We start from the raw sequence: 21,031 nt of genomic DNA, 5'->3' as shown, positions 1-21,031 counted from the left end.
ATCGTCAGCTCCCTATCCCAAAAACACCCCCTTACAACAGTAAGGGGGTGTTTTTATTGGTCTTTGAAATTCCCAAGGAAGTTTTGCATCTTGATGTCAAAAATTGGCATTAAAGCCTTCTAACCAAGGCTTCAATCTCAAATGTTTATGCCAAAATTAATCGATTTTTTCAACGTTAACTTTCATATCTTTTAATTCAAATGGCGCGAAAAAAGTCGCAAAAGCAACATCCGCAGCATCCCTTCCATAACCTAGGATCGCACGACCGCCTTTTGGCGCAGATTGCGTGGCGTCAAATGTGTACCACCGATCGCCAATAAAAACCTCATACCACGCATGTAAGTCCATTGGGTCAAGTTGATATAAGTAGCCAACCACCATTCGAGCCGGCATATCTAATGCCCGCGACAGGCTAATACCCAAATGGGCAAAATCACGACAAACGCCTTTTTTATGTTGCCACGTGTCTAGTGCTGTGGTCTCTGCTGTACTACTCCCATATTGATAAGTAAAGTTTTGATGAATATAGGCGCAAATTGCCGCTGCTTTGTCATAACCGTCGGCAAAATCTTGGGTTATCATTTGGGCTTCTTGAAGTAGAAATTCTGGCAGACAATAGCGACTGGGTAACAAATATACCATCGTATCTGAAGGCAGCTGCTCAATCGGTGTTTTTGGCATACCGGGTGCGACGTCTATCCATTCGCTAGTATAGAGTTCAACTGTTAGGCTAACTTGGTAATCCCCCATTGGAAATAAAACCCTGTCACATAAGTTACCAAAATTGTCGTTATAGCTTGTAACTGGTAAGGGTGGCGTGACTTGCCATTCTTCTTGAGTGATCTGCTGTGCTAACCCTGATTGCGGTCGTAATAGGAACACTGCAGGGGTTGGCTGAGAAAAGTGATAATCGAGTTGGCAAGTGGCGCGTAATTTCATCATAGATTTTTCATCAAATAAGGTGACAACACTAACTAAAAATTGCAAGGTGGAGTGGTGGCTGCAAAAAATAGCAGAAGGCTTAGAATTTATGCCATTATCATTAAAATGGCAATCAATATTTATAGATTTTATTTGCACTTAAATTCTCATAATTTAAAGCTTGTTTATCAAGGGATATCAATGCTCGCGGCAGTAGATATTGTGAAAATTCTGGGATTAATCTATGTTAGAATGAGAAAATTTTTTATAACCCAATGACCACCATGACATCACCTAGTTCAAATCAGCGTCCTAATAAATTTGCTAGCCATTTAGAAGGATATGCGGCGCAGACCAAGGGAAAAACGGGTCTCAAACGTATCATCAATGCCGCAGGTTACTCGAAAGATGGTTTGGTTGCGGCGTATCAAAATGAAGCGGCTTTTCGACAGGTTGCATGGCTCAATAGCATTTTATTAGTTGCGCTGATTTTTTTACCTTTTATGATGCCGATTAAAATGATACTGGTGTTTTCATCGTTTTTTTCTCTTATCGTTGAGTTGTTTAATACCGGTATTGAAGCGTCGATTGACCATACATCGACAGAACGTCATCCATTGGCAAAGATGGGTAAAGATGTAGGTTCTGCCGCGCAGCTATTAGCCTTGACGATGCTATTTTTGTTATGGATGATGGCGTTATATACGACTTTTATTAATTTCTATTAATCAATGATGGGTTAATTTTGCAATTGAGTAGACCAATTTTCTATGAGCATCTATATCGGAACGGGTGGATACAGTGATACGGATTTTTTGGGGATCCTATATCCTGCTGACACCAAAAAAACCGAATTTTTAACCGAGTATAGTCGTCATTATGCCACTGTTGAAATCAATAGTAGCTTCTATGCGCCTTTAGGTCGAAAAGCGTATGAAGGTATGCTCAAAAAATCCAATGGGCAGCTAAAATTTTCGATTAAGATTCACCAAGATTTTACCCACCGATTAACCGCCACTGCAGAGACCGCGCAAGCTTTTTTGCAGGCGATTGAACCTATTTTAGCGGCAGATTGCTTGGCTGCGTTATTGATTCAATTTCCGCATGGTTTTGATAGAACGGTGGCGCATCGTCAGTATTTGGCAACCTTGACCAGTTGGTTTGATGGGTTACCATTGGCGATAGAGTTTCGCCACCAAAGCTGGCATATCCCGCAAGTTTATGCCAGTTTTCAGCAGCAAAATTTGATTTGGTGTAGTGTGGACTATCCAAATATCCATGGTTTACCGCCCAGTCGGCTGTTATTTACTAGCCGCATCGGTTATTTACGCATGCATGGGCAAAACTTAGACTGGTGGGATGCCCATTCGGCAGCCGAGCGGCATGATTATCGATACAGTGATGCAGAAATGCAGGCTTGGGCAAAGACCATTGCCAATCAACAAGCCAATTTTGATACTTTGTATATTTACTTTGAAAATACGGTAAAAGGTCACGCGGTGTATAATATTGAGATGCTCACACAAGCGCTCATGACCGAAGCCATGCCAGTCGTCAGTCCGTTGATAGAGAATGATGAATGAGTAAACAGCCGCTATCAACAAAATCATTCACTTGAAAATGTAATTTTTGCTATCATAAACAGTTTTACTTTTCATCATTTAAATTTCTAATTTGGAAGCATGGTTAAGCGGTATGACTGATTTTGCGATTGGACAACGTTATCTGTCGGATACAGAGAATGAATTGGGGCTGGGCGTCGTCGTGCTCGTTGATGAACGCTGCGTGCATATTTTGTTCCCGCAAAGTGAAGAAACGCGTGTGTATGCCAAGACATCGGCGCCTTTGTCGCGTGTGACCTTCAAAGCAGGGGATACCATACAAGACCAAGATGGCGCATCGTATGTGGTCAGCGATTTTGAAGAAACCAATGGCGTCTATAAATACTCGGTTGAAGGTCATGACCGTGCGATTATGGAAACGCGTCTTGCGGCTAACATTAATTTGGCAAAACCACTTGAGCGCTTGCTCGCCAGTCGTATCCACCAAAATGATTGGTACGAACTGCGCCAAGAGCTACTGCGTACCCAAGCCTATTTGGCATCTCATCCACTAAGAGGCTTGATGGGCGCACGTGTCGATATTATTGAGCATCAGCTGTATATCGCCCATGAAGTAGGTAAACGTATCGCACCGCGTGTCCTGCTTGCCGATGAGGTAGGGCTTGGCAAGACGATTGAAGCGGGTCTCATTATTCATCAGCAATTAATCACCGGCAAATCTGAACGTGTTTTGATTTTGGTACCTGATAGTTTGCAGTACCAATGGATGATTGAGATGCGTCGCCGTTTTAATCTGGAGTTTGCGATTTTTGATTTGGTCAGAACCGCAGCGATTGCAGAGCATGACCCTGAGCAAAATCCTTTTACGACTGAGCAGTTGATTATTGCCAGTATCGATTTGCTACTTGACCATGAAGATTTGCATGAAAAAGCCTTGGAAGCGGGGTTTGATTTGCTGGTTGTGGATGAAGCGCACCATCTGCATTGGGACAGTGAGCAAGGGGGCAATGACAAATACGATTTGGTTGAAGATTTGGCCGAACAAACCGCAGGTGTTTTGTTGCTCACAGCAACCCCTGAGCAGTTAGGTTTAGAAAGCCATTTTGCGCGGTTACGATTGTTAGACCCCAATCGTTTTAATGATTTAGACGACTTTATCGATGCAGAAGAAAATTTTGCGCAAACCGCCGCAATTGCTGAAGTGTTATTGAGTGACCAATCGCTGTCAGATAACCAAAAATCAGCATTAGCGCAGTTGTTAGGTCATGACATCAGTGATGACGAGCAAGGTCGTGCGCGCGCCATCAATGAATTGTTAGATCGTCATGGTACTGGTCGTGTGCTATTTCGCAACACCCGTGAGAGCGTGTCTGAGCTTATTTCTGGCTTCAAAGGTCGGCGCTCAATGGCGTACCCACTGCCGCTACCGATAAGTTGGCAAGACAGTTATCACACCCAAGGTAAATTGCGCGAACAATTATGGCCAGAAGAGTTACAGCCCGATGGCAGTTGGCTGGAACAAGACCCGCGGGTGCCTTGGCTGGTTGATTTGCTTAAAAACACCTTAAAACATCAAAAGGTGCTGCTGATTGCGCGCAGTGGGGCAACGGTTGAGAGTTTAGAGGCAGTGTTACGATTGCATGCAGGCATTAAAACCGCGATTTTTACTGAGCAAATGACCCTACTGGAGCGCGACCAAGCGGCTGCGTATTTTGCCGATATTGAAGGCGCGCAAGTATTGTTGGCGTCTGAAATTGGCTCTGAAGGGCGTAATTTTCAGTTTGCCAGTGATTTGGTGTTGTTTGATTTGCCCGCCAATCCTGATACATTAGAGCAACGTATTGGTCGTCTCGATCGGATTGGCCAGCAAAACGAGATTACCATTCATGTGCCTTTTGTCGAAGGCACGGCGACTGAACGTATGTACCGTTGGTATAACGAAGCGCTAAATATTTTTAACCAAATCTCACCCACGGCGCAAACCGTTCAAGAGCAGTTTATTGTGGATTTAAAACCGCTGCTTGAAGGGCAAAAAGTCGAAGATGAGGGTCAAGAAATTACGTTAGATCAGTTGATTGAAGAAGGCAACTCCCAGCGTATTGCATTAGAAGCAGCCATGCAAGCAGGGCGTGACAGATTACTTGAATACAATTCCTGTCGCCCGCGTGTCGCCAGTAAAATCGCTTACACCATGCGTGATTTTGATGATACCCACATGTTGCCACGTTTGTTTGAACGCTTTATGTCGTCCATCAATATGGAATATAGTGGACAGCGTGATGGCTCATTGATGCTGCATCCGAGCGATGAAGTGCAAGTGCAAGGACTGGCAGTGCCTGAAGATGGCATGACCTTGACCTTTGAGCGTGACCAAGCGTTACTACGCGAAGACATGGAATTTATGACTTATGAGCATCCTTTGATGCAAAGTATCTTTGAAACGGTCAACGCAGGCACGTTTGGTAATACCACGGTTGCAACTTTACAAAGTAATGCCATGCCTGAAGGACTGGTCTTGGTCGAAGTTAATTTTCGTGTTGAAGCGATTGCACCAAAGCTACTTAATTTACCCGCATTTTTGCCAAAGCCGCTCATTCGGATATTTTTAAGCCAGCAAGGGACTGATTTTAGCGATAAAATCGCGCCTGATATGATTGTGTCGCATATTCATCGCTTGGATAAAACCCGTGCGCGTCAAGTCATTAAAGCGCGTAAAGACATCATCGAAGTGCGCTATGAGCAGGCAGTAGCATTGGCAAACCAGCAATTACCTGCGATAAGTGAGCAAGCCAAAGAGGTATTTAATCAGCGCTATGAGCGTGAAGTGGAGCGCTTGCAATATTTGCAATCCATCAATCCGAATGTACGAGACGCAGAAATCAATCAATTAAAGCGTTTGCAAGAACAAGGCTTACATGCCCTAGGTCATTTATCCTTAATCCCTGATAGTATCCGTGTGCTAGTCGCTGTCAAGCCCGCTTAATTGTTTTGAATTTAGGTTAATTTAGGTTAAAGGTCAGCTTATATTAGGCTGACCTTTTTATTAGTGGTATAACAACCCCTCGCAATCAACCCCCTTGCTATCCTTGTGATGTTAAAATCCGTTCAGTAGAGATTACCAATCGTGTCGTACAAAAAAATTGAGTGCGACGCGTTTGGCGTCATTCATGTTTAAGTCATCGGCTAGATAACTTATGCCAAAGTCTTTATGCTTGATTTGCAGACCGATAGCTTTAGTTTGGGGTTCTAGTAAGCCAGTCATTGCCAATGGCGTATGTTTAAATTGGGTATGATGCGTTAGCACTAGTTGGTGTAAATTAGTTACCTCATTAAACTCACTATATAAACCAAGCGACCAAGCCGGCGTAAAGCGTTTTTCAATGGCAGTTTGAACATGCCAAGGTAAGTTTTGCATCAAGTCTTTTTTGCTAAGCTGTCCTTCTAGCGTGTACGGTGGACGCCCAATGGCGCTGTAGTTAAAGTTATAATCTGTCATTGGCATATCGTGCCAATACATTTTTCCTAAGATATCATAAGCATCAACCGTTAAAGTGGTATCGTACGGTAATTTGCCGTTTATATGTAAGTCAAGCGAGTAGCCAATACCATTTGGCTTGTTAGGCTGCCAACCGATACGATCCTCTTTTAAAGCGGGTTTGTCATATTGATAAGACAAATCAATAGTTGCTACGCTTACCGTATCAACAAGCTTACGCTGTTCATCATAAGCAGTTTTGGTAGTTAAATCCCCCTTTAAAGTGCCAGTTAACCCATGTAATCCCTGCCAAATATTGAGCTGGGGCGTTATCTGCCATTGCTTTGATAGTTCAAATTGATTGGCAATACCAAACCCTAAGCGCTCACTATAATCGGCAGTAAGTGTTAATGGATAACGACGGTTTTCTGACGGTAGTTTGTTATTTTTATAATCCCAATACACTTGAGCAGTCGCAGGATTAAAAGATAAAAGATAATCATAACGGTAATTTAAAGCATAGCTTAGGGGGCTTTGGTCAGTAGAATAGCGGATGTCACTGCGACCTTGAATATAAGCAAAATCACCATTTTCTAAAGGCTCATCCCAATCATCGGTAAAACTATCAATCGACTGAGTCGGACTGTAACTGGTAATGTCAGTTTCCCACTGAATGTTATAAGGTTTCTCAGATTCATAGGTATCCGCTTGGGCGTGACTGTTCAAACTGTAAGATATGAGTAGCAATGCAGATAGTAGTTGCAAAGATGCTTGAGAACGGTTGGCATTAAATAAAAGTTTCAAGTTGAGCACCGAACTGTCATAAGAGATTATTTTAATTAAGATAATAAAAAGAGACAGCAAACTGTCTCTTTAAAGCAACTATCATCACGTATTAAAGTGTGATTAAGCTATTATCAGTGAATTTAGCAGTAATCATACTGCCATTTTGGATTAAATCGCCATAGTCTTTACCATTAACAAGGATGTCCGCGAGTTTACCATTCGTGCTAATAGCATCATTATTTTTGTCAAACTTGACAGTAATCGTCGCTTTGTTTTGTTTGAAAGTAACTTCCGAGTTTAATAACTCATTATTGACATCAAAATTGCTCGTACCCAATGCGTATAGTGTTTTACCTTCTACGGTAGCAACCAAATTATCAAGGCTAATGACTTTGTTGGCTTTACGATTTAAGGTTGCTTGGAAATCTAATGGAATAGTTTTATTGTTTTCGCCTGTCGCTTGACCTTTGATGCTAATCAATGCAGTGACCGGCACAGTCATGTTATTGCGTTCGACCGCATCGCCGTTAGCGTCAATCGTAAAGATGTTTTTGACATCTGTATCTTTTGCCGTCGCATTCAGTGAAATAGCGACATCAGTTTTTGGCACAGCCATCTTTAACTGACCAGCCACTTTAAATTGATATGGTATAGTGCGGCTAATGGTCTTACCGTTAACAATATTGGTAATATCCAGTGCACTGGCTGATAATTCGTCAGCAACAACAGTATTATTATTGGCAGTCAAGACGACATTTTTAAAGCTTGCTTCCCCTTTGTTTAGGCTCACACCTGCGTTTTTAGCATCTTCAAGACCGTAGTTATAGTTATAATCAATATTTTTGCTAAGGTTTGCCGTAAATTTGCCAGCCGTTGGATTGGCTTTTATGACAACTGTTTCAGCACCCGTACCTATAGTAATACTATTAAATCCAAAAGCACCCGTAATCGTCGAAGTGTTGTTTTGAACCTTGTCCAAGGTATCACTATAACCATTAAAGTTTGCTGTGTAAGTATCTGTGGTTAATAAAGTTTCATTATAATTATTGGCTGCAGAACCGTATTCGTAAATATCTTGATTAAGCGTTAAGGTGCCATTCACACTAAGTGTGTCATCTGTACCACGGCGAATACTAAAATCGCTACTTGGTACCAAGCTTACATCACCCAGTATACTGTACAAAGTGTCATAACTATCGGTGCGCTGGGTTAAAGTTTTGATTTGTTCAGCCGTTAAGGTTGTCAGATTATTTTCCCGCATATATTCATGTAAGAAGAAAGGCACGTCCATTACTGTACCGAAACGTTGTTGCTGTTTGTCTGTCAATAGAGCACTGGCATTCGCATAGGTTTTTTCGACTGAATCAGCGTCAGTAATAAACAATTTTGCGGTACGAATAATTTCTTTGGCTTGTTCAATTTCTGATAAACTGGTGTTTACAGGGGGATTTGTCGCATTGCCTGTACTGGATGAAGATGAGTCGCTACCGCCACAAGCCGTCAATCCGCTTGCCATTAACATAATAGAAAGGGTTGCAATTGAGAGTTTTTTAATTTTCATATATATCTCCTAAGTTTAGATAAAAAGAGTTAGTTAACCAATTTTAGTTAAAAAGAGTGAACTAAAGTCTTTTATGATATTAACAAATATTTAGAAAACTAAAAGTTTTTGTTACATAAAGCAACAATATAGATAAGAAAAATAAAAATTATTTTTTAGTATTTTTTATAACCCTAACATAATTATGGTTAAGGGTAGGTACATTTAGACTCGCAATGAATTAACGTTAATATTGAAAAAATGTTAAGTCCCTTAAAACTAATAAAAATTACCTCTCAGGATTCACCACACTCATACTAAATTTGAGTCCGATACTAAGCAGTACAATTGCCAGTGGCAACAGCACCATCGCAATGCGTTGGGTTTTATACCTGACAGGCGGCTCCTTACTGACTTTAGATAATAAAAAACATAGCATACCCGCGACCAATGTCAAAATCCCTAAGCCCAAACAAAGAAAACCTAAATAATTCATCTGTTTACCCTTTACCCATACTGATATGTTTGACGGGTGTAAATTACATACGACGACCCATCGATATTTGTTGAAACATGATTGTTGCCTCAGACAACTTTGATTATAATCTAACAGGACTCATAGGACATGGGATTTATTTTTAGCCGCAATACAAGGATGGTGATATGAGTGGCTCAACGATACAGACTTTGGACATACAACATCTACACCAGCCTCCGTTTGATACACTAAGCGCTCAGCAGCGAACCCATCTGCAGCAGCACAGTAAAATCGTCTATTTGGACAACTTACAGCCTATACCCACTGGATGGCAAGGGGATTTTTTTATTATCCTTAAAGGCTTTGTTCATCAATTACAAGGCGATGCGTTGATTTCTACCTTAAATGCAGGCGATTGGTTTGATACCAAGGTCAGGCAAAACGGCGTGTTCAACTTTATCACCCAGCAGCAAAGTCTGATGTACCGTATCGATGGCCAAGTGCTAAGCGCAATCACTGAGCAAAATCCCACGTTAAAAAATGCCTTGTTTGCCGATGTCGCTGCGCGTCTCAACCATCACCAAGCGCGCCTCGCCCAAAGTGAAAGTCAAAAACTGCTATATCAACCGATTGCCAATTTGGGGCAGCATATCAAACCACCGCATTTTATCGATGATACGGCAACGTTATACGATGCCACGATGGCGATGAACCAATTTGACATCAAGCATATTTTGGTTAAGTCTCAAGCGCGAATGACTGAAGCAGAGCGTGACAAACTCATTGCACAAGGCGTTGAAAAATCCACCATCGCAGCGTATGTCGAGCGTATCGGTATTTTTACCCAAACTGATGTATGCCGCGCGATTGGGCAAAAAGTTGATTTTGCTACTACGCCTGTGCTGGACTTTACTAATTTTAAAATCCATACGGTGCATCAATCGCAAGATGTCAGTGAAGCCTTGCTGACCATGTTACAAACTCGTACTCACCGTTTACCCATTATTGACAGTCAAGGTCAAATTATTGGGATTTTGGGACAAACCGAATTACTGAGTTTTTTAACCAACCATTCCAATCTTATTGTTGCTCGTATTGAGCAAGCGCAGAGCCTAGAGGATGTTGCGGTGGCGGTGGAATTGATTGGTAAATTTATCCGTGAGCAGCACGCCAGCGGCATCAAAATCCATGTTATCAGCCGAATGGTGCAAAGCTTGAATTTACAAGTGTTTGCCAAGGTATGGCAGCTAATTGTGCCTGCTATCACCTTCTACAATACTTGTCTGTTTGTGATGGGCTCAGAAGGGCGTGGTGAACAAATCTTGCGTACTGACCAAGACAACGCGCTGATTATCCGCAATGGTTTTAAAGATGACAATCTGCCCAGCTATGCCGCGCAGTTCAATGAGGCATTGGCGAACATGGGTTATCCCTATTGCGATGGCAAGATTATGCTTAGCAACGAGCGTTGGCGAAAAACTTCAACCGCCTTTGAAAAACAAATCACCGCATGGTATGTGAGTGGCAGTAGTGACGATATGATGTGGATTGCGACCTTAGTCGATGCGCATTTTGTTTGCGGCGATATTAAGCTCTTTGAGCAGCTGCAAAAACATTGGCAAGTCAGCGCGCAAAATATGGCGACTAGTAACTTTATCAACCGTTTTGCCAAACCAATTTTACAATTTGGCGATAGCAGTGGTTGGTGGCAAAAATTTGTCGGTGCCAGTGAAACCGATATTGACCTAAAAAAAGCGGGGATATTCCCGATTGTCCATGGCGTGCGAGCCTTGTCATTGGAATATCAAATCACTGACACCAATACCAGAAGCCGACTGCAGCAGCTGGCACAGCAACACGTGCTAGATGACACCATGGCGCAAAATCTGGCAGAAGCACTGGATTTTTTTATGGCAAAACGACTGGATGTGGCATTGACCACCCAGGATAGAACAGCGCGAGCGGTAAATCCCAATCACTTATCAGCACTGGAAAAAGACTTGTTAAAAGAATGTTTGGCGATGGTCAAAGATTTTAAAACCTTTATTACCCATCATTATCGCCTAGATATTTTTTAACTAAGTAGATATTTTTTAATTGAGCATATATCGTTAATTGAATAGATATTGTTAATTGCCTAGAGAAAAGCCATGTTTCATCGCATCAAAAATCTGTTCGGCGGTCAAAAACTTGAGCGACAAAAACAGCGACTCAGCAAGCCGGAATACGCTTATCTGTTTGATACCCCGCTATCTAAAGTCCCCAATGAGTGGGTGAGCCTAGACCTAGAAATGACCGGGCTTAATGCCAAACAAGATTATATTTTAAGTGTCGGTGCAGTACAGGTGCGCAAAGAAAGTAACGGATTTGTGATTGATACCGATAGCGCGCTGTCCTTGGTATGCCGTCCGCCTGTGATGCCCACCGATGACACCATTGTGATTCACGGATTAAGACCGATAGATGTCGACAATGGCTTATCGTATGACGAGATGCTCACCCAATTATTGCCAATGCTTAAAAACCGTCCCATAATTGGGTTCTGTGTGGACATGGATATGGCGTTTTTAAATGCCATTGTCCAACCGTTTTTGGGCGTGAAACTGGCTAATAAACTTGTCGATGTCAGTCGCTTGTATCAACAAAATCAGCATCGACATGACCCCAGCCAAGTTGGGCAGTTACCACACCTCAATCAACTGCTAGAAGAATACCAAATCCCGCGATTACCTGCCCATAATTCTCTTAATGATGCCATCATGACTGCCATGTTGTTTACCCACCTGATACAGTCATAGCAGGCTTATGAAGTCATAAAAGCTAATCGGCATAAAAAACTCTCATCATGAGAGTTTTTTATTTAAAGATGACTTTATTTTTTGCTAGCTGCGGTGTCTGCGCCTTTCGGCTTGATGCCTGCTTCCTCAGTTAATTGCATCAACATGGTACGGGCTTCTTCAGCAGATTTTTGCGCTTTTTCCATCGACTTAGCAATTTCTGGATTGGTCTCTGGAGTTGCCGTTGGTTTTTTAATTAAAGCCGCCGTACCGGCACGGCTATTGGTAATACTTTCAACCATTTTATCGCGGGTTTGTGCGACACGGGGGTCATTAAATTTTAATTTGTTAAGCGTGGCTTTTTGCAAGTCTAACTGTGCCACCACTTCTTTAAAGAAAGCTTGTTGGTCAGCAGGCGTTTTGGCATTTTGCATTTTTTTTGCCATTTCTGCTTGTTTGGCTTGGGTATTGCGGTCAAGCTCGTTTAAGGTTTTAAATAACTGAGTCAAATCCGCTTTTAGGGCAAGATTGGGTGTCGCAGCCGCGGCATTATTGGCGGCAACTGTAGGCGCACTGCTAACGTTGGCGGTTTTTTCTGCAGTCGCTGGCGTGGTGACAGTTGTCGTGGTTGACGAGGCGGTGGTAGTAACGGCAGCACTAGCAGGCGCGCTAAGCGTGACTTGGGAAGCCGCCACAGGTGCAGTAGTCGTAGAGGTTGACGTGGTGGTCGTCGTTGAAGAAGCAGTGGTGGTTACGGCTTTGTCATCTTTTTTTGAGCATGCAGATAACGCTAGCACAAGGCTCATAGCACCTATAGTCATGGCAGAGGTGGCGATAGATTTGTTTAACATAAATTTTTTTTAACCTAAATAATTTTTTAATCTAAACAGCTTTAATCTAAATGATTTTTTCACCCAAAACAATTGGAGTCAGCGTTCTCGATTGAAATCCAAAACGGCAATAGCAGTGACTGAAATGTGGCAATTAGGCGACAGTTTAGCAAATATCTAAAAATTGAAATGTAGAGAATTGCAACAGAAGGCTACGGCAGTTTGTCTAAATGCCTTAATTTTAGCCGATTTGCTATGAAATCAGGTGGATTTTTATGGCAAAAAGCGATAAGGTGGCAGCTTATTTTTGCCTAATTTATTTTTGCCTAATAAGATTCGATACCTAGTATAGATTCTTCACATTGTTGCTGTTGTTATGAAAAATTCGCGCCAATCCGTGGGTCTGCAAACCCGCGCCACTCAATTATTGTCTTTAAAAACAGGTTTGTTGCTAGGGATGGCTTGTCTGTCCTTGGTGGGTCATACGTCAGATACCACACAAGTCCAGCCGCCAATACCCACTGACCCAGTGACCAAGCAAAGCCATGCAGTCATGGGGCAGCGCGATCCAGTCAGTAAGCTACCTGAAGCGATTAGAGCCAAACTTGCCCAAGCCAATATTCCGACCGATAGCATGAGTATGGTGGTACAACCGCTAACGGATAATCCGCAAAATGCAGCGTCAACTGCGCTACAAACGGCTTTGTTTAGTTATAACGCTGATGTGCCACGTACCCCTGCATCTACGCAAAAACTGATTCCCACTTACGTGGCGCTCGATAGTTTGGGCAAAGATTTTGTTTGGCAAACCAAATTGTATCAGCATGGTTTTGTGTGGAAAGGCACGCTTTATGGCGATGTGATTGTGCAGGGCAGTGGCGACCCAAAACTGGAAAACGAGCGCTTGTACCAGCTGCTTGCCATGATTAAAGCACAGGGTATTCAGCAGGTGCAAGGCAATTTAATCATCGATAATCAGCAGTTTCAAGGGGTGGATTTTGATGTTAACGCGTTTGATGGTAAAGGGTTACGCCCTTATAATGCCCAGCCCAATGCTTTATTGACCAATTTTGGTACAGTGGAAATGGATTTAGTGCCAATAGCAAAACCTAACGCAATAGCAGCTATCAAACCTGCTAAGGCATCCGCTAGTGATAGCAGGGCTACTACTTCGAACACATCTGACCTTTATAACGAAGCGGCAAATCTTGAGCAAATCCAAAGCAAACCATCGATTAATCCCAAAGACGTAGCGGCGTATCAAGTCAACTTAAAGCCTGCACTGGCAAACTTTACTATGCCTACAACACTTAAAGCCAGTCAAGCGCCTTGCAATAGCAACCAAGACGATTGGATTGGGACATTGACGTCCACAGGATTGAGCTTTCACCAAACCGCATCCGCCTTTTGTGGTGAGCAAAAGCGCTATCTGACGTTTCCTGATGGGGATGTGCTGGTCAAACAACAAATCATCGCCGACTGGCAAAAAATCTTGCCAAATTTTACAGGGAATATTGAATTTGCCAACCCTTCAGTGCCCTATATGCAGCAAGCCAAGGCGATACCGCAAGCGCTACCTTGGTATATTCGCTTATACCTAAAATACTTTGGCAAACCCTTGACCCCAAAATTGGTTGGCTATGTCGCCTCCAATCCATTGCACGAACAAATCAAAGACATCAATCAGCACTCCAACAATGTGATGACGGAACAAATCGCCTTGTCGCTACCACTATATGCCGACAAGCAGCGTATCAGCACTTATCCAAAAACCTTTGCCTACATCCACCAGTGGTGGCAACAAAAGCTGCCCCAAGCACAGCCCCCTGTGATGACTAGAGCCTCAGGTTTATGCCGTGATTGCCGCGTGGCGCCCAATAGTATGTTAGCGCTGCTAACTCTTGCCTATCATTCACCCAATTTTACCGTATATCGTGATTCGTTGGGCGTGGCAGGCGAGTCGGGTACCATCAAAGCGCTCAAACTGCGCCAGCCAAATAACCCTGCCATTGGGCATGCTTGGATCAAAACAGGCACGCTCGATAATGTCACCAGCATGGCAGGCTATGTTCAAGGCAAATCAGGAAAATGGTATGCAGTGGTTGGGATGATTAATGCCGACAATGTCAAAAATAATAGCAATGCCAAAGCCGTGCTCGATGAAATGCTAGCATGGACAGCGCTGCAGTAATTAGTTTGTGGTTGATTGGCTATTTATCGTGAATATTAAAATACCAATCAATCTGGCGGTCAAATCCCATTTCCAGTAGGCTTGCGGTGATGCGCCCAGTCAAGCCCCACACGGTCTCGCCATCAATGATAAAGCTGGGTGATACCATCACTTGCCGACCCAAATCATACGCATAATCGATGGTCGGCTGGCGAATAAGCGTGGCTAAGTCTGCCCAAAATAGCCTTGCAATTTCGCACATCTCTGGCACAAGGTTAACGCTGGGTGGTATCACCCCCACAATCGGCTTGACAGGTCTACCGCTTTTGGCAAATTGTAGGGGCAGTTCGCCCAACACAGTCACTTGACTGGGATGAATACCGGTTTCCTCATGCGTTTCTCGTAACGCGGTAGCTTGGTTGCTATCGTCTGTGTCTTCGCGTCTGCCACCTGCAAATGATACTTCGCCAGCATGTTCTCGCATATCCGAAGCGCGCAACGAGTACAAAATTTTTGGCTCAGCTTCATTGGTAATGGCGATGAGTACCGAATACGGCTGCGGCGTGGGGTCGAATGGCAGTTTTGCGATACGCTCTGCCAGTTGGTTCAGTAAAGGACTTTGAAATCTAGTTGTGGACATATTTTTTAATTCATCAAAATTTAATGGGCAATTTCGCAATGTTTATAGGGCGCTTTGAGTTGACCGAATTTATCTAAAACTAATTGTCTATTGTCGATATCACTACCAAACTGCATATAGATTCGACGATTTAATGCACTGCCATTCTCACTATGCTCATTAGCAATGGCGTTATAGTCACCGCAACCGATTGCGATGGTATTATTTGGGTCAGTACCGATGAGTTGAATAAACGCATTTTTTAATTGTAACGCACGTTGTTTAGATAGCTGCATTTTTTCGGCTTTAAAGTCACCTTCATCAGAAGAAGTGCCAGCAATGATGACAGCTGTAACATCACTTCGACTTTTAAGCCTATTTTTCACCACATGGTGCAATTCTTGTAAATACAAAGGTTTTATTGTGGCAGAACTTTTATCAAAAAAAACTCGAAATTCAAACATGCTCTCACTTGGCAAATTGTATTCTAAAGGACAACCAACACTATCAACTATCACGTTTAGGGGTGTATTCATACATTGGTCGGTTTTATCATCCACACCGTCTTTATCACTATCAAGCGGTAAAGCTGGCATAGCTGAGACAGGTTTTTGCATATTAGGCTGGCTATGCAGCGCGTTACAACCTGCTAATAATCCCAAACTTAATACCCAGCTAAATACTAAGCTAAACTTTCTCATAATCGGCTGCTCAAATCATTTTTATCATGTAAAAACCTGCAATCAATGCTACCATACTTAAAACGACTTTCACCTCACAAAACATAAAAAGAATAGGAAAATACCATGCCTTACTGCCTGCAATGCGGTCATCTAGCCGAAACCAAAATCCCGCCGATGGACAGTCTGCCGCGCATTGTGTGCCCGTCTTGTGGCTACATCCATTACGAAAACCCCAAAGTCATCAACGGCTGTTTACTCATCCATGAAGATAAAGTTTTGCTCTGTCGCCGCGCGATTGAACCACGGCATGGTTATTGGACGTTGCCCGCAGGCTTTATGGAGCTTGGCGAGACTATGAAAGATGGGGGTAATCGTGAATGCTTTGAAGAAGCCGAAGCCATCGGCAGTGGATTAGAGCTATATTGTCTATACGACATACCCGATATCGGACAGATTCATGTGATGTTTATCGGCTCGCTCAAAGATGGCAAATTTGGCGTGGGCATCGAGAGCCTAGAATGTGCGTTGTTTGCCGAAGAAGACATCCCTTGGGAAGACTTGGCGTTCCAAAATGTCATTGAAACGCTGCAACATTATTTTGCTGATCGTAAAGCAGGAGCGACGCTGGGTAATTTTCCCATCCATCAGCAAGTGATTGCCAAATACGTACATTTGGGCGATTAACTGTCCATTTAAACGGTAAATTTTAAACGGCAAATTGTTCGCTAAAAATATACGGGCGTGGCGCATACGCCCTAAATATCTAAGTTCTAAACACCAAGATTATAATATTCAATCAATGACCGCATTTACCGCAGCCGCCACAACTATTATTTTTGCCAGTTAAGCGCTTTTTGGCTTTTATTGCCACATATATTAGCGCCATCAATACCATCAACATCACGATAAAAGTCTGCATTTGCGCGTTCATAGTGAGTCCTTCCAATCAATTAATGAGTATACCTGTCACACGATAAGTAATAAAAGCTGCGATATAGGCTAATACAAATAAAAACGCCACAATCATCGCCGTATATTTTCCCGAATTGCTCTCTCGTTTGATGGTGGCAATCGTTGCCATACACATGGGTGCATAGATATACCACGCCAAAAACGCAAACGCCGTTGGGAGTCCCCAATGATTGCGGATAATCGGGATTAAGCCTTCACTCACCGCCGCTTCATCACCACTCACTGCATACACAGTACCCATCGCAGCGACCACCACTTCACGGGCAGCAATACCAGGAATCATGGCGATACAGGTTTGCCAATCAAACCCAATCGGCGCGAAAAGCGGATGAATCCAATGCCCAAGATGACCGGCAATACTATAATCAATCGCAGGACCTGTGGCGTTGGCAGGCGGTTTTGGGAAAGTCACTAATACCCATAACAATACGGACAACGAAAAAATAATCGTGCCTGCGCGTGTTAAGAACGCTTTAACTTTATCCCAAAGGCTAATCGCAATATGGCGCACATTGGGCAAGCGATAAGTCGGCAGCTCCATCATCAGCGCTGTCAAGCTCGTGCGACCTTGTACTTTAGCTATCCATTTAAGCCCCAAGGCGACCAAAGCGGCTGATACAATCCCAGCAAGATAGAGCGCAAACAAAGTCAGACCTTGCAGATTAAACAGCCCCAATACTTTGGTATCGGGAATCACGGCGGCGATGATTAATGCATAAATCGGCAAGCGTGCTGAACAGGTCAACATCGGTGCCAGTGCCATGGTGACAAGGCGCTCGCTGGCATTGGGAATGGTGCGAGTCGCCATGACCGAAGGTACGGCACAGGCAAAACTTGAAAGCAGCGGGATAAACGCCCGACCTGACAAGCCTGTTTTTGCCAATAAATTATCCAGCAAAAAAGCGGCGCGTGGCAAATAACCCGAATCTTCTAACACCAAAATAAATAAAAACAGAATTGTAATCTGCGGCAAAAAAACAATCACCCCGCCGACACCCGCAAGCACGCCATCCACTAATAGACTTTGCAACAGTCCAGAACCTAGCTGAGCGGTAATCCAAGTCCCTAGCATATTGACTAGGCTATCTAAGCCATCCATCAACGGGGCAGCCCATGAATACACCGCTTGGAACATCACAAACAGCACAATCAGCAAAATTACCATGCCCCAAAATGGGTGCAATAACAGACTGTCTAAACGCTCATGCCAATTGGGTAGGGCGCCTTTTTCGCGTACCGCATGGGCGATAATCGTGTCAGCTTCTTGGTATAAGACAGTGGCATCTAAGTTATCAATGGTGTCAGCGACTTGGGTAAAATATTGCGCGTTACGCAGCGCGATAGCGGATTGGTTGGCTTGCTGCGCCACAAACTCACCGAGTAGTTGGTGCAATTTGGCAGTGCCGTCACGTTTTATGGCGATGGTTTTGACCACGGGCATACCCAAGACTTCGGCTAGTGCATCTTCATCAATCACCACCCCGCGTGAAGCCGCGACATCGGATAAATTGAGCGCGACCATCATGGGCAAGCCCAGTTGTTTGAGCTCCAGTAGCATCCGCAAACTCAGACGCAAATTCGTCGCATCGGCGACCGCGATAATGCCATCAAGCGGTTTTTCACCTGCCTGTTGACCGAGCAATACCTCACGGGTGACTTGCTCATCAGGACTGGTGGTGCGCAAACTATAAGTACCCGGTAAATCTAAGATAGTGACCGCTGGATCGCCCAACCACGTGGCAAATTTTTTGTCCACTGTGACGCCAGAGTAGTTGGCAATTTTTGCTTTTGCACCCGTCAAGGCATTAAAGGTAGCCGTTTTACCGCAGTTTGGTGCCCCGACCAATGCCAACGTGATTGCCATAATAACCCTCTAACTCAACCCTATCTATACCCTAAAAAAACAAAAAGCGTAGCCATTCATCTGCTACGCCTGCCATCTCTCAACCTGACATCTATTAAACAGTGACAAAAATTGTTACACCCTACGGCACTTAATCTTAGCGAGCTCATCACGGCGTAAACTAAACTGCGCACCACCTGCTAATTGAATAGCAAAAGGAGGACGCCCGAACAAACCTTTTGCCACGATTTTAATCGCTGTATTTGGCAAAAATCCCAAATCATGCAGGCGGCGGCTCACCAGATTGTCTTGCAAACCAAATGCAGGATTGGCAATGACTTCTTCCACATAAGCGATGGTATGTTTAGGCAGGTCTAACAAAGGCTGAGCCGCTGCTTTTGGGGAGATTGACTCTGGCACGGGTGCCATGTCATTAGAAAATGTCAATACGGTCATCTTGCTGCCTTTCGCGAACGGTTTAGCTTTAAAATAGAAAATAAAGCACTCAATGAAAGCGAGTAAATACGAACTAAAGTATAAATGAGAGACATTATCTTTTAGTGATAATTATTATTATGCTAACGTCTTAAAAAATCAAGCGGCGATTCAATTTTTTTAATATAGCATTGAGTTTTTTAAAAATTGCGCGTATTCACCTTAATACAACATAGATATTTAAGCAGCAATGTTGATGTTTAATCAAAGGTTCATGAATGACAAAACCCTCAAAAAAGTCACGCATATATCATTTTGTCGCTATAAAATCTTGCTACAATACTTGAGTGATATATATTCTATACTAGATAAAAACCACTATACTTATGGATGATGAGATTATTATGTCAACTAGAAAAACCATCCCCACACCTGCGCAACCATCCAAGCCATCACCTGATAATTTATCACCGCTCAAGGCGATAGAGCCACCAAACCCAAACCCCAATCAACCCACGCCACAAGGCACACCACCCCTCAAAGAATTGGTCAAACAGTACGATAGCGTATCGTTGCTGCTCCAAGGTGGCGGTGCGCTCGGTGCCTACCAAGCAGGGATTTATGAAGGACTGCATAAACAAGGCATCAAAATCGACCGTATCTCAGGTATTTCAATCGGCGCGCTCAATACCGCCATCATCGCAGGTAACCGTCCAGAGAACCGCTTGGCGGCGCTGCAAGGGTTTTGGAATACCATCACCCATCGTAACTATACCCCTGCAGGGATGAATGTCTACCGTCAAACGGCCAATGAGCTCGATAAACTCAGCAAGATTGACATGGTAAGCCATTTTATGCCTTGGATATTTGAAAATGGCTTTTTAAAACAGCAGCTACGGGTAATGGAATCTACCGCTGAGGCTTGGCAAACCATGATTGAAGGACAGCGTGGCTTTTTTAAACCGCGTTATTTTGTGCCGTATGACACCACCCCCAATCACTTAAGCTATTATACCACCGACAAGCTGCGCGAGACCCTGGAGCGTTATTGTGATTTAAAACTGGTCAATGACGTCAATCGGATGAAAGTATCAGTGTCTGCGGTCAATGTGCGTAATGGTAACTTTGCTATTTTTAGCAATGAAAATGAAGAACTGCGCTACGATCACTTCATCGCATCGGGCGCACTACCGCCAGGTTTTCCAGCGGTTGAGATTGATGGAGAGTATTATTGGGATGGCGGATTGGTGTCCAACACGCCGCTCAATGAAATCTTAAGCCATGAAGAGCACCTCAAGCAATTGGTTTTCCAAGTGGATTTGTGGAATGCCAAGGGCACGGTGCCAGAGAATATGATGGAGATTGATGAGCGCATCAAAGACATTCAATATTCTAGCAAAACCCGCATGGTCACTGACTTTATGGCGCAAAAGCTGCGTTATACGCGCCTTATCAAAGAGTTACTCGAAATCATCGATGACGATGCCAAAATTGATAAAGTTGAAGAATCGTGCGTCAATAAAGCCCGCGAAATGACAGAAGTGGGTGTCAAAAACGTGATTCATCTGATTTATCACAAAAAGACTTATGAGCGCGGCTATAAAGACTACGAGTTTAGCGGCTCAACCATGCAAGAACACTGGGAAAGTGGTTTACAAGATATTGAAAACACTTTTCGCCACCCAGATTGGTTTATGCTACCTGAAACCGATGATATCTTTGTCAGCCATGATATCCACCAAAAACGCAAACGCTTGGCACAGGTCAGTACCTTGCTAAAAAATCTTGAAGACTAGCCGTCGTTGCACGCTCAATCTTTACAAGCTGAAGGCTTACAAAAGTCAAAAAAAGTGATGGTAGCTAGCCATCACTTTTTTTATGAAAAATTAGGTTGTGTTGAACATTCAAAGCTTCAGCCAATGATAAGCAAAGGCTAGAGC

General features: G+C 43.4%; 18 protein-coding genes. 8 read left to right on the top strand and 10 right to left on the bottom strand.

Annotated features, from left to right (window positions below; all coding sequences use genetic code 11):
• Positions 1-156 precede the first annotated feature (156 nt).
• The gene (locus RT064_RS09915) at positions 157-942 is read right to left on the bottom strand and encodes a transglutaminase-like domain-containing protein (protein WP_313063148.1); all 786 of its coding nucleotides are present in this window, start codon (positions 940-942) and stop codon (positions 157-159) included.
• Positions 943-1,205: 263 nt separating this feature from the next.
• Here RT064_RS09915 and RT064_RS09910 point away from each other — a divergent pair, with 263 nt between their 5' ends.
• The 3 genes from RT064_RS09910 (at position 1,206) to rapA (ending at position 5,466) form a co-directional block, all read left to right on the top strand.
• Positions 1,206-1,649: a diacylglycerol kinase gene (locus RT064_RS09910; protein ID WP_409519562.1), complete on the top strand. Its 444-nt coding sequence runs from the start codon at positions 1,206-1,208 to the stop codon at positions 1,647-1,649.
• Between the two features lie 42 nt (positions 1,650-1,691).
• Positions 1,692-2,504, top strand: a complete 813-nt coding sequence (locus RT064_RS09905) for a DUF72 domain-containing protein (RefSeq protein WP_313063145.1) — start codon at positions 1,692-1,694, stop codon at positions 2,502-2,504.
• Positions 2,505-2,616: 112 nt separating this feature from the next.
• Positions 2,617-5,466: an RNA polymerase-associated protein RapA gene (rapA, locus tag RT064_RS09900; protein WP_313063143.1), complete on the top strand. Its 2,850-nt coding sequence runs from the start codon at positions 2,617-2,619 to the stop codon at positions 5,464-5,466.
• A 132-nt stretch (positions 5,467-5,598) separates the two neighbouring features.
• Here rapA and RT064_RS09895 read toward each other — a convergent pair whose 3' ends face one another.
• The 3 genes from RT064_RS09895 to RT064_RS09885 form a co-directional block, all read right to left on the bottom strand.
• Complete coding sequence (locus RT064_RS09895) at positions 5,599-6,762, bottom strand: hypothetical protein (protein WP_313063141.1); 1,164 nt, start codon at positions 6,760-6,762, stop codon at positions 5,599-5,601.
• Between the two features lie 91 nt (positions 6,763-6,853).
• The gene (locus RT064_RS09890) at positions 6,854-8,305 is read right to left on the bottom strand and encodes a hypothetical protein (protein ID WP_313063140.1); all 1,452 of its coding nucleotides are present in this window, start codon (positions 8,303-8,305) and stop codon (positions 6,854-6,856) included.
• Positions 8,306-8,573: 268 nt separating this feature from the next.
• Positions 8,574-8,780 carry a hypothetical protein gene (locus RT064_RS09885; protein WP_224054540.1) on the bottom strand — a complete coding sequence of 69 codons (207 nt, stop codon included), beginning with the start codon at positions 8,778-8,780 and terminating at the stop codon, positions 8,574-8,576.
• A 167-nt stretch (positions 8,781-8,947) separates the two neighbouring features.
• Between RT064_RS09885 and RT064_RS09880 the strand changes: the two genes are divergently transcribed.
• The gene (locus tag RT064_RS09880; RefSeq protein WP_313063139.1) at positions 8,948-10,840 is read left to right on the top strand and encodes a DUF294 nucleotidyltransferase-like domain-containing protein; all 1,893 of its coding nucleotides are present in this window, start codon (positions 8,948-8,950) and stop codon (positions 10,838-10,840) included.
• A 72-nt stretch (positions 10,841-10,912) separates the two neighbouring features.
• Positions 10,913-11,560 carry a 3'-5' exonuclease gene (locus RT064_RS09875; protein WP_313063138.1) on the top strand — a complete coding sequence of 216 codons (648 nt, stop codon included), beginning with the start codon at positions 10,913-10,915 and terminating at the stop codon, positions 11,558-11,560.
• Between the two features lie 74 nt (positions 11,561-11,634).
• On the opposite strand, the gene RT064_RS09870 is transcribed toward RT064_RS09875, so the two are convergent.
• A complete protein-coding gene (locus RT064_RS09870) occupies positions 11,635-12,390 on the bottom strand; it encodes a hypothetical protein (RefSeq protein ID WP_313063136.1) in 756 nt (251 codons plus the stop codon).
• Between the two features lie 355 nt (positions 12,391-12,745).
• On the opposite strand from RT064_RS09870, the gene RT064_RS09865 reads away from it, so the two are divergent.
• Positions 12,746-14,560 (top strand): D-alanyl-D-alanine carboxypeptidase/D-alanyl-D-alanine-endopeptidase, encoded by a 1,815-nt coding sequence (locus RT064_RS09865; protein ID WP_313063135.1) that lies wholly within the window; start codon positions 12,746-12,748, stop codon positions 14,558-14,560.
• Positions 14,561-14,579: 19 nt separating this feature from the next.
• Here RT064_RS09865 and RT064_RS09860 read toward each other — a convergent pair whose 3' ends face one another.
• The gene (locus RT064_RS09860; protein ID WP_313063133.1) at positions 14,580-15,179 is read right to left on the bottom strand and encodes an NUDIX hydrolase; all 600 of its coding nucleotides are present in this window, start codon (positions 15,177-15,179) and stop codon (positions 14,580-14,582) included.
• Between the two features lie 20 nt (positions 15,180-15,199).
• Positions 15,200-15,859 carry an OmpA family protein gene (locus RT064_RS09855; RefSeq protein ID WP_313063131.1) on the bottom strand — a complete coding sequence of 220 codons (660 nt, stop codon included), beginning with the start codon at positions 15,857-15,859 and terminating at the stop codon, positions 15,200-15,202.
• Positions 15,860-15,964: 105 nt separating this feature from the next.
• Here RT064_RS09855 and RT064_RS09850 point away from each other — a divergent pair, with 105 nt between their 5' ends.
• Complete coding sequence (locus tag RT064_RS09850) at positions 15,965-16,525, top strand: NUDIX hydrolase (RefSeq protein ID WP_062332245.1); 561 nt, start codon at positions 15,965-15,967, stop codon at positions 16,523-16,525.
• 112 nt (positions 16,526-16,637) lie between these two features.
• On the opposite strand, the gene RT064_RS09845 is transcribed toward RT064_RS09850, so the two are convergent.
• From RT064_RS09845 to RT064_RS09835, 3 genes are all read right to left on the bottom strand, one after another.
• Complete coding sequence (locus RT064_RS09845) at positions 16,638-16,772, bottom strand: FeoB-associated Cys-rich membrane protein (protein ID WP_313063129.1); 135 nt, start codon at positions 16,770-16,772, stop codon at positions 16,638-16,640.
• A gap of 15 nt (positions 16,773-16,787) precedes the next feature.
• Positions 16,788-18,677 (bottom strand): ferrous iron transporter B, encoded by a 1,890-nt coding sequence (feoB, locus tag RT064_RS09840; RefSeq protein WP_313063128.1) that lies wholly within the window; start codon positions 18,675-18,677, stop codon positions 16,788-16,790.
• A gap of 114 nt (positions 18,678-18,791) precedes the next feature.
• On the bottom strand, positions 18,792-19,112 hold the full coding sequence (locus RT064_RS09835) for a FeoA family protein (protein ID WP_313016529.1): 321 nt from the start codon (positions 19,110-19,112) through the stop codon (positions 18,792-18,794).
• Between the two features lie 383 nt (positions 19,113-19,495).
• Here RT064_RS09835 and RT064_RS09830 point away from each other — a divergent pair, with 383 nt between their 5' ends.
• Positions 19,496-20,887, top strand: a complete 1,392-nt coding sequence (locus RT064_RS09830) for a patatin-like phospholipase family protein (protein ID WP_313063127.1) — start codon at positions 19,496-19,498, stop codon at positions 20,885-20,887.
• Positions 20,888-21,031 lie beyond the last annotated feature (144 nt).

The sequence above is a fragment of the Moraxella sp. CTOTU49097 genome, from assembly GCF_032064105.1.
Classification (GTDB): Bacteria; Pseudomonadota; Gammaproteobacteria; order Pseudomonadales; family Moraxellaceae; genus Faucicola; species Faucicola osloensis_B.
Note: the sequence above shows the minus strand (reverse complement) of the source record. Positions and strands in the feature narration are given on the sequence as shown.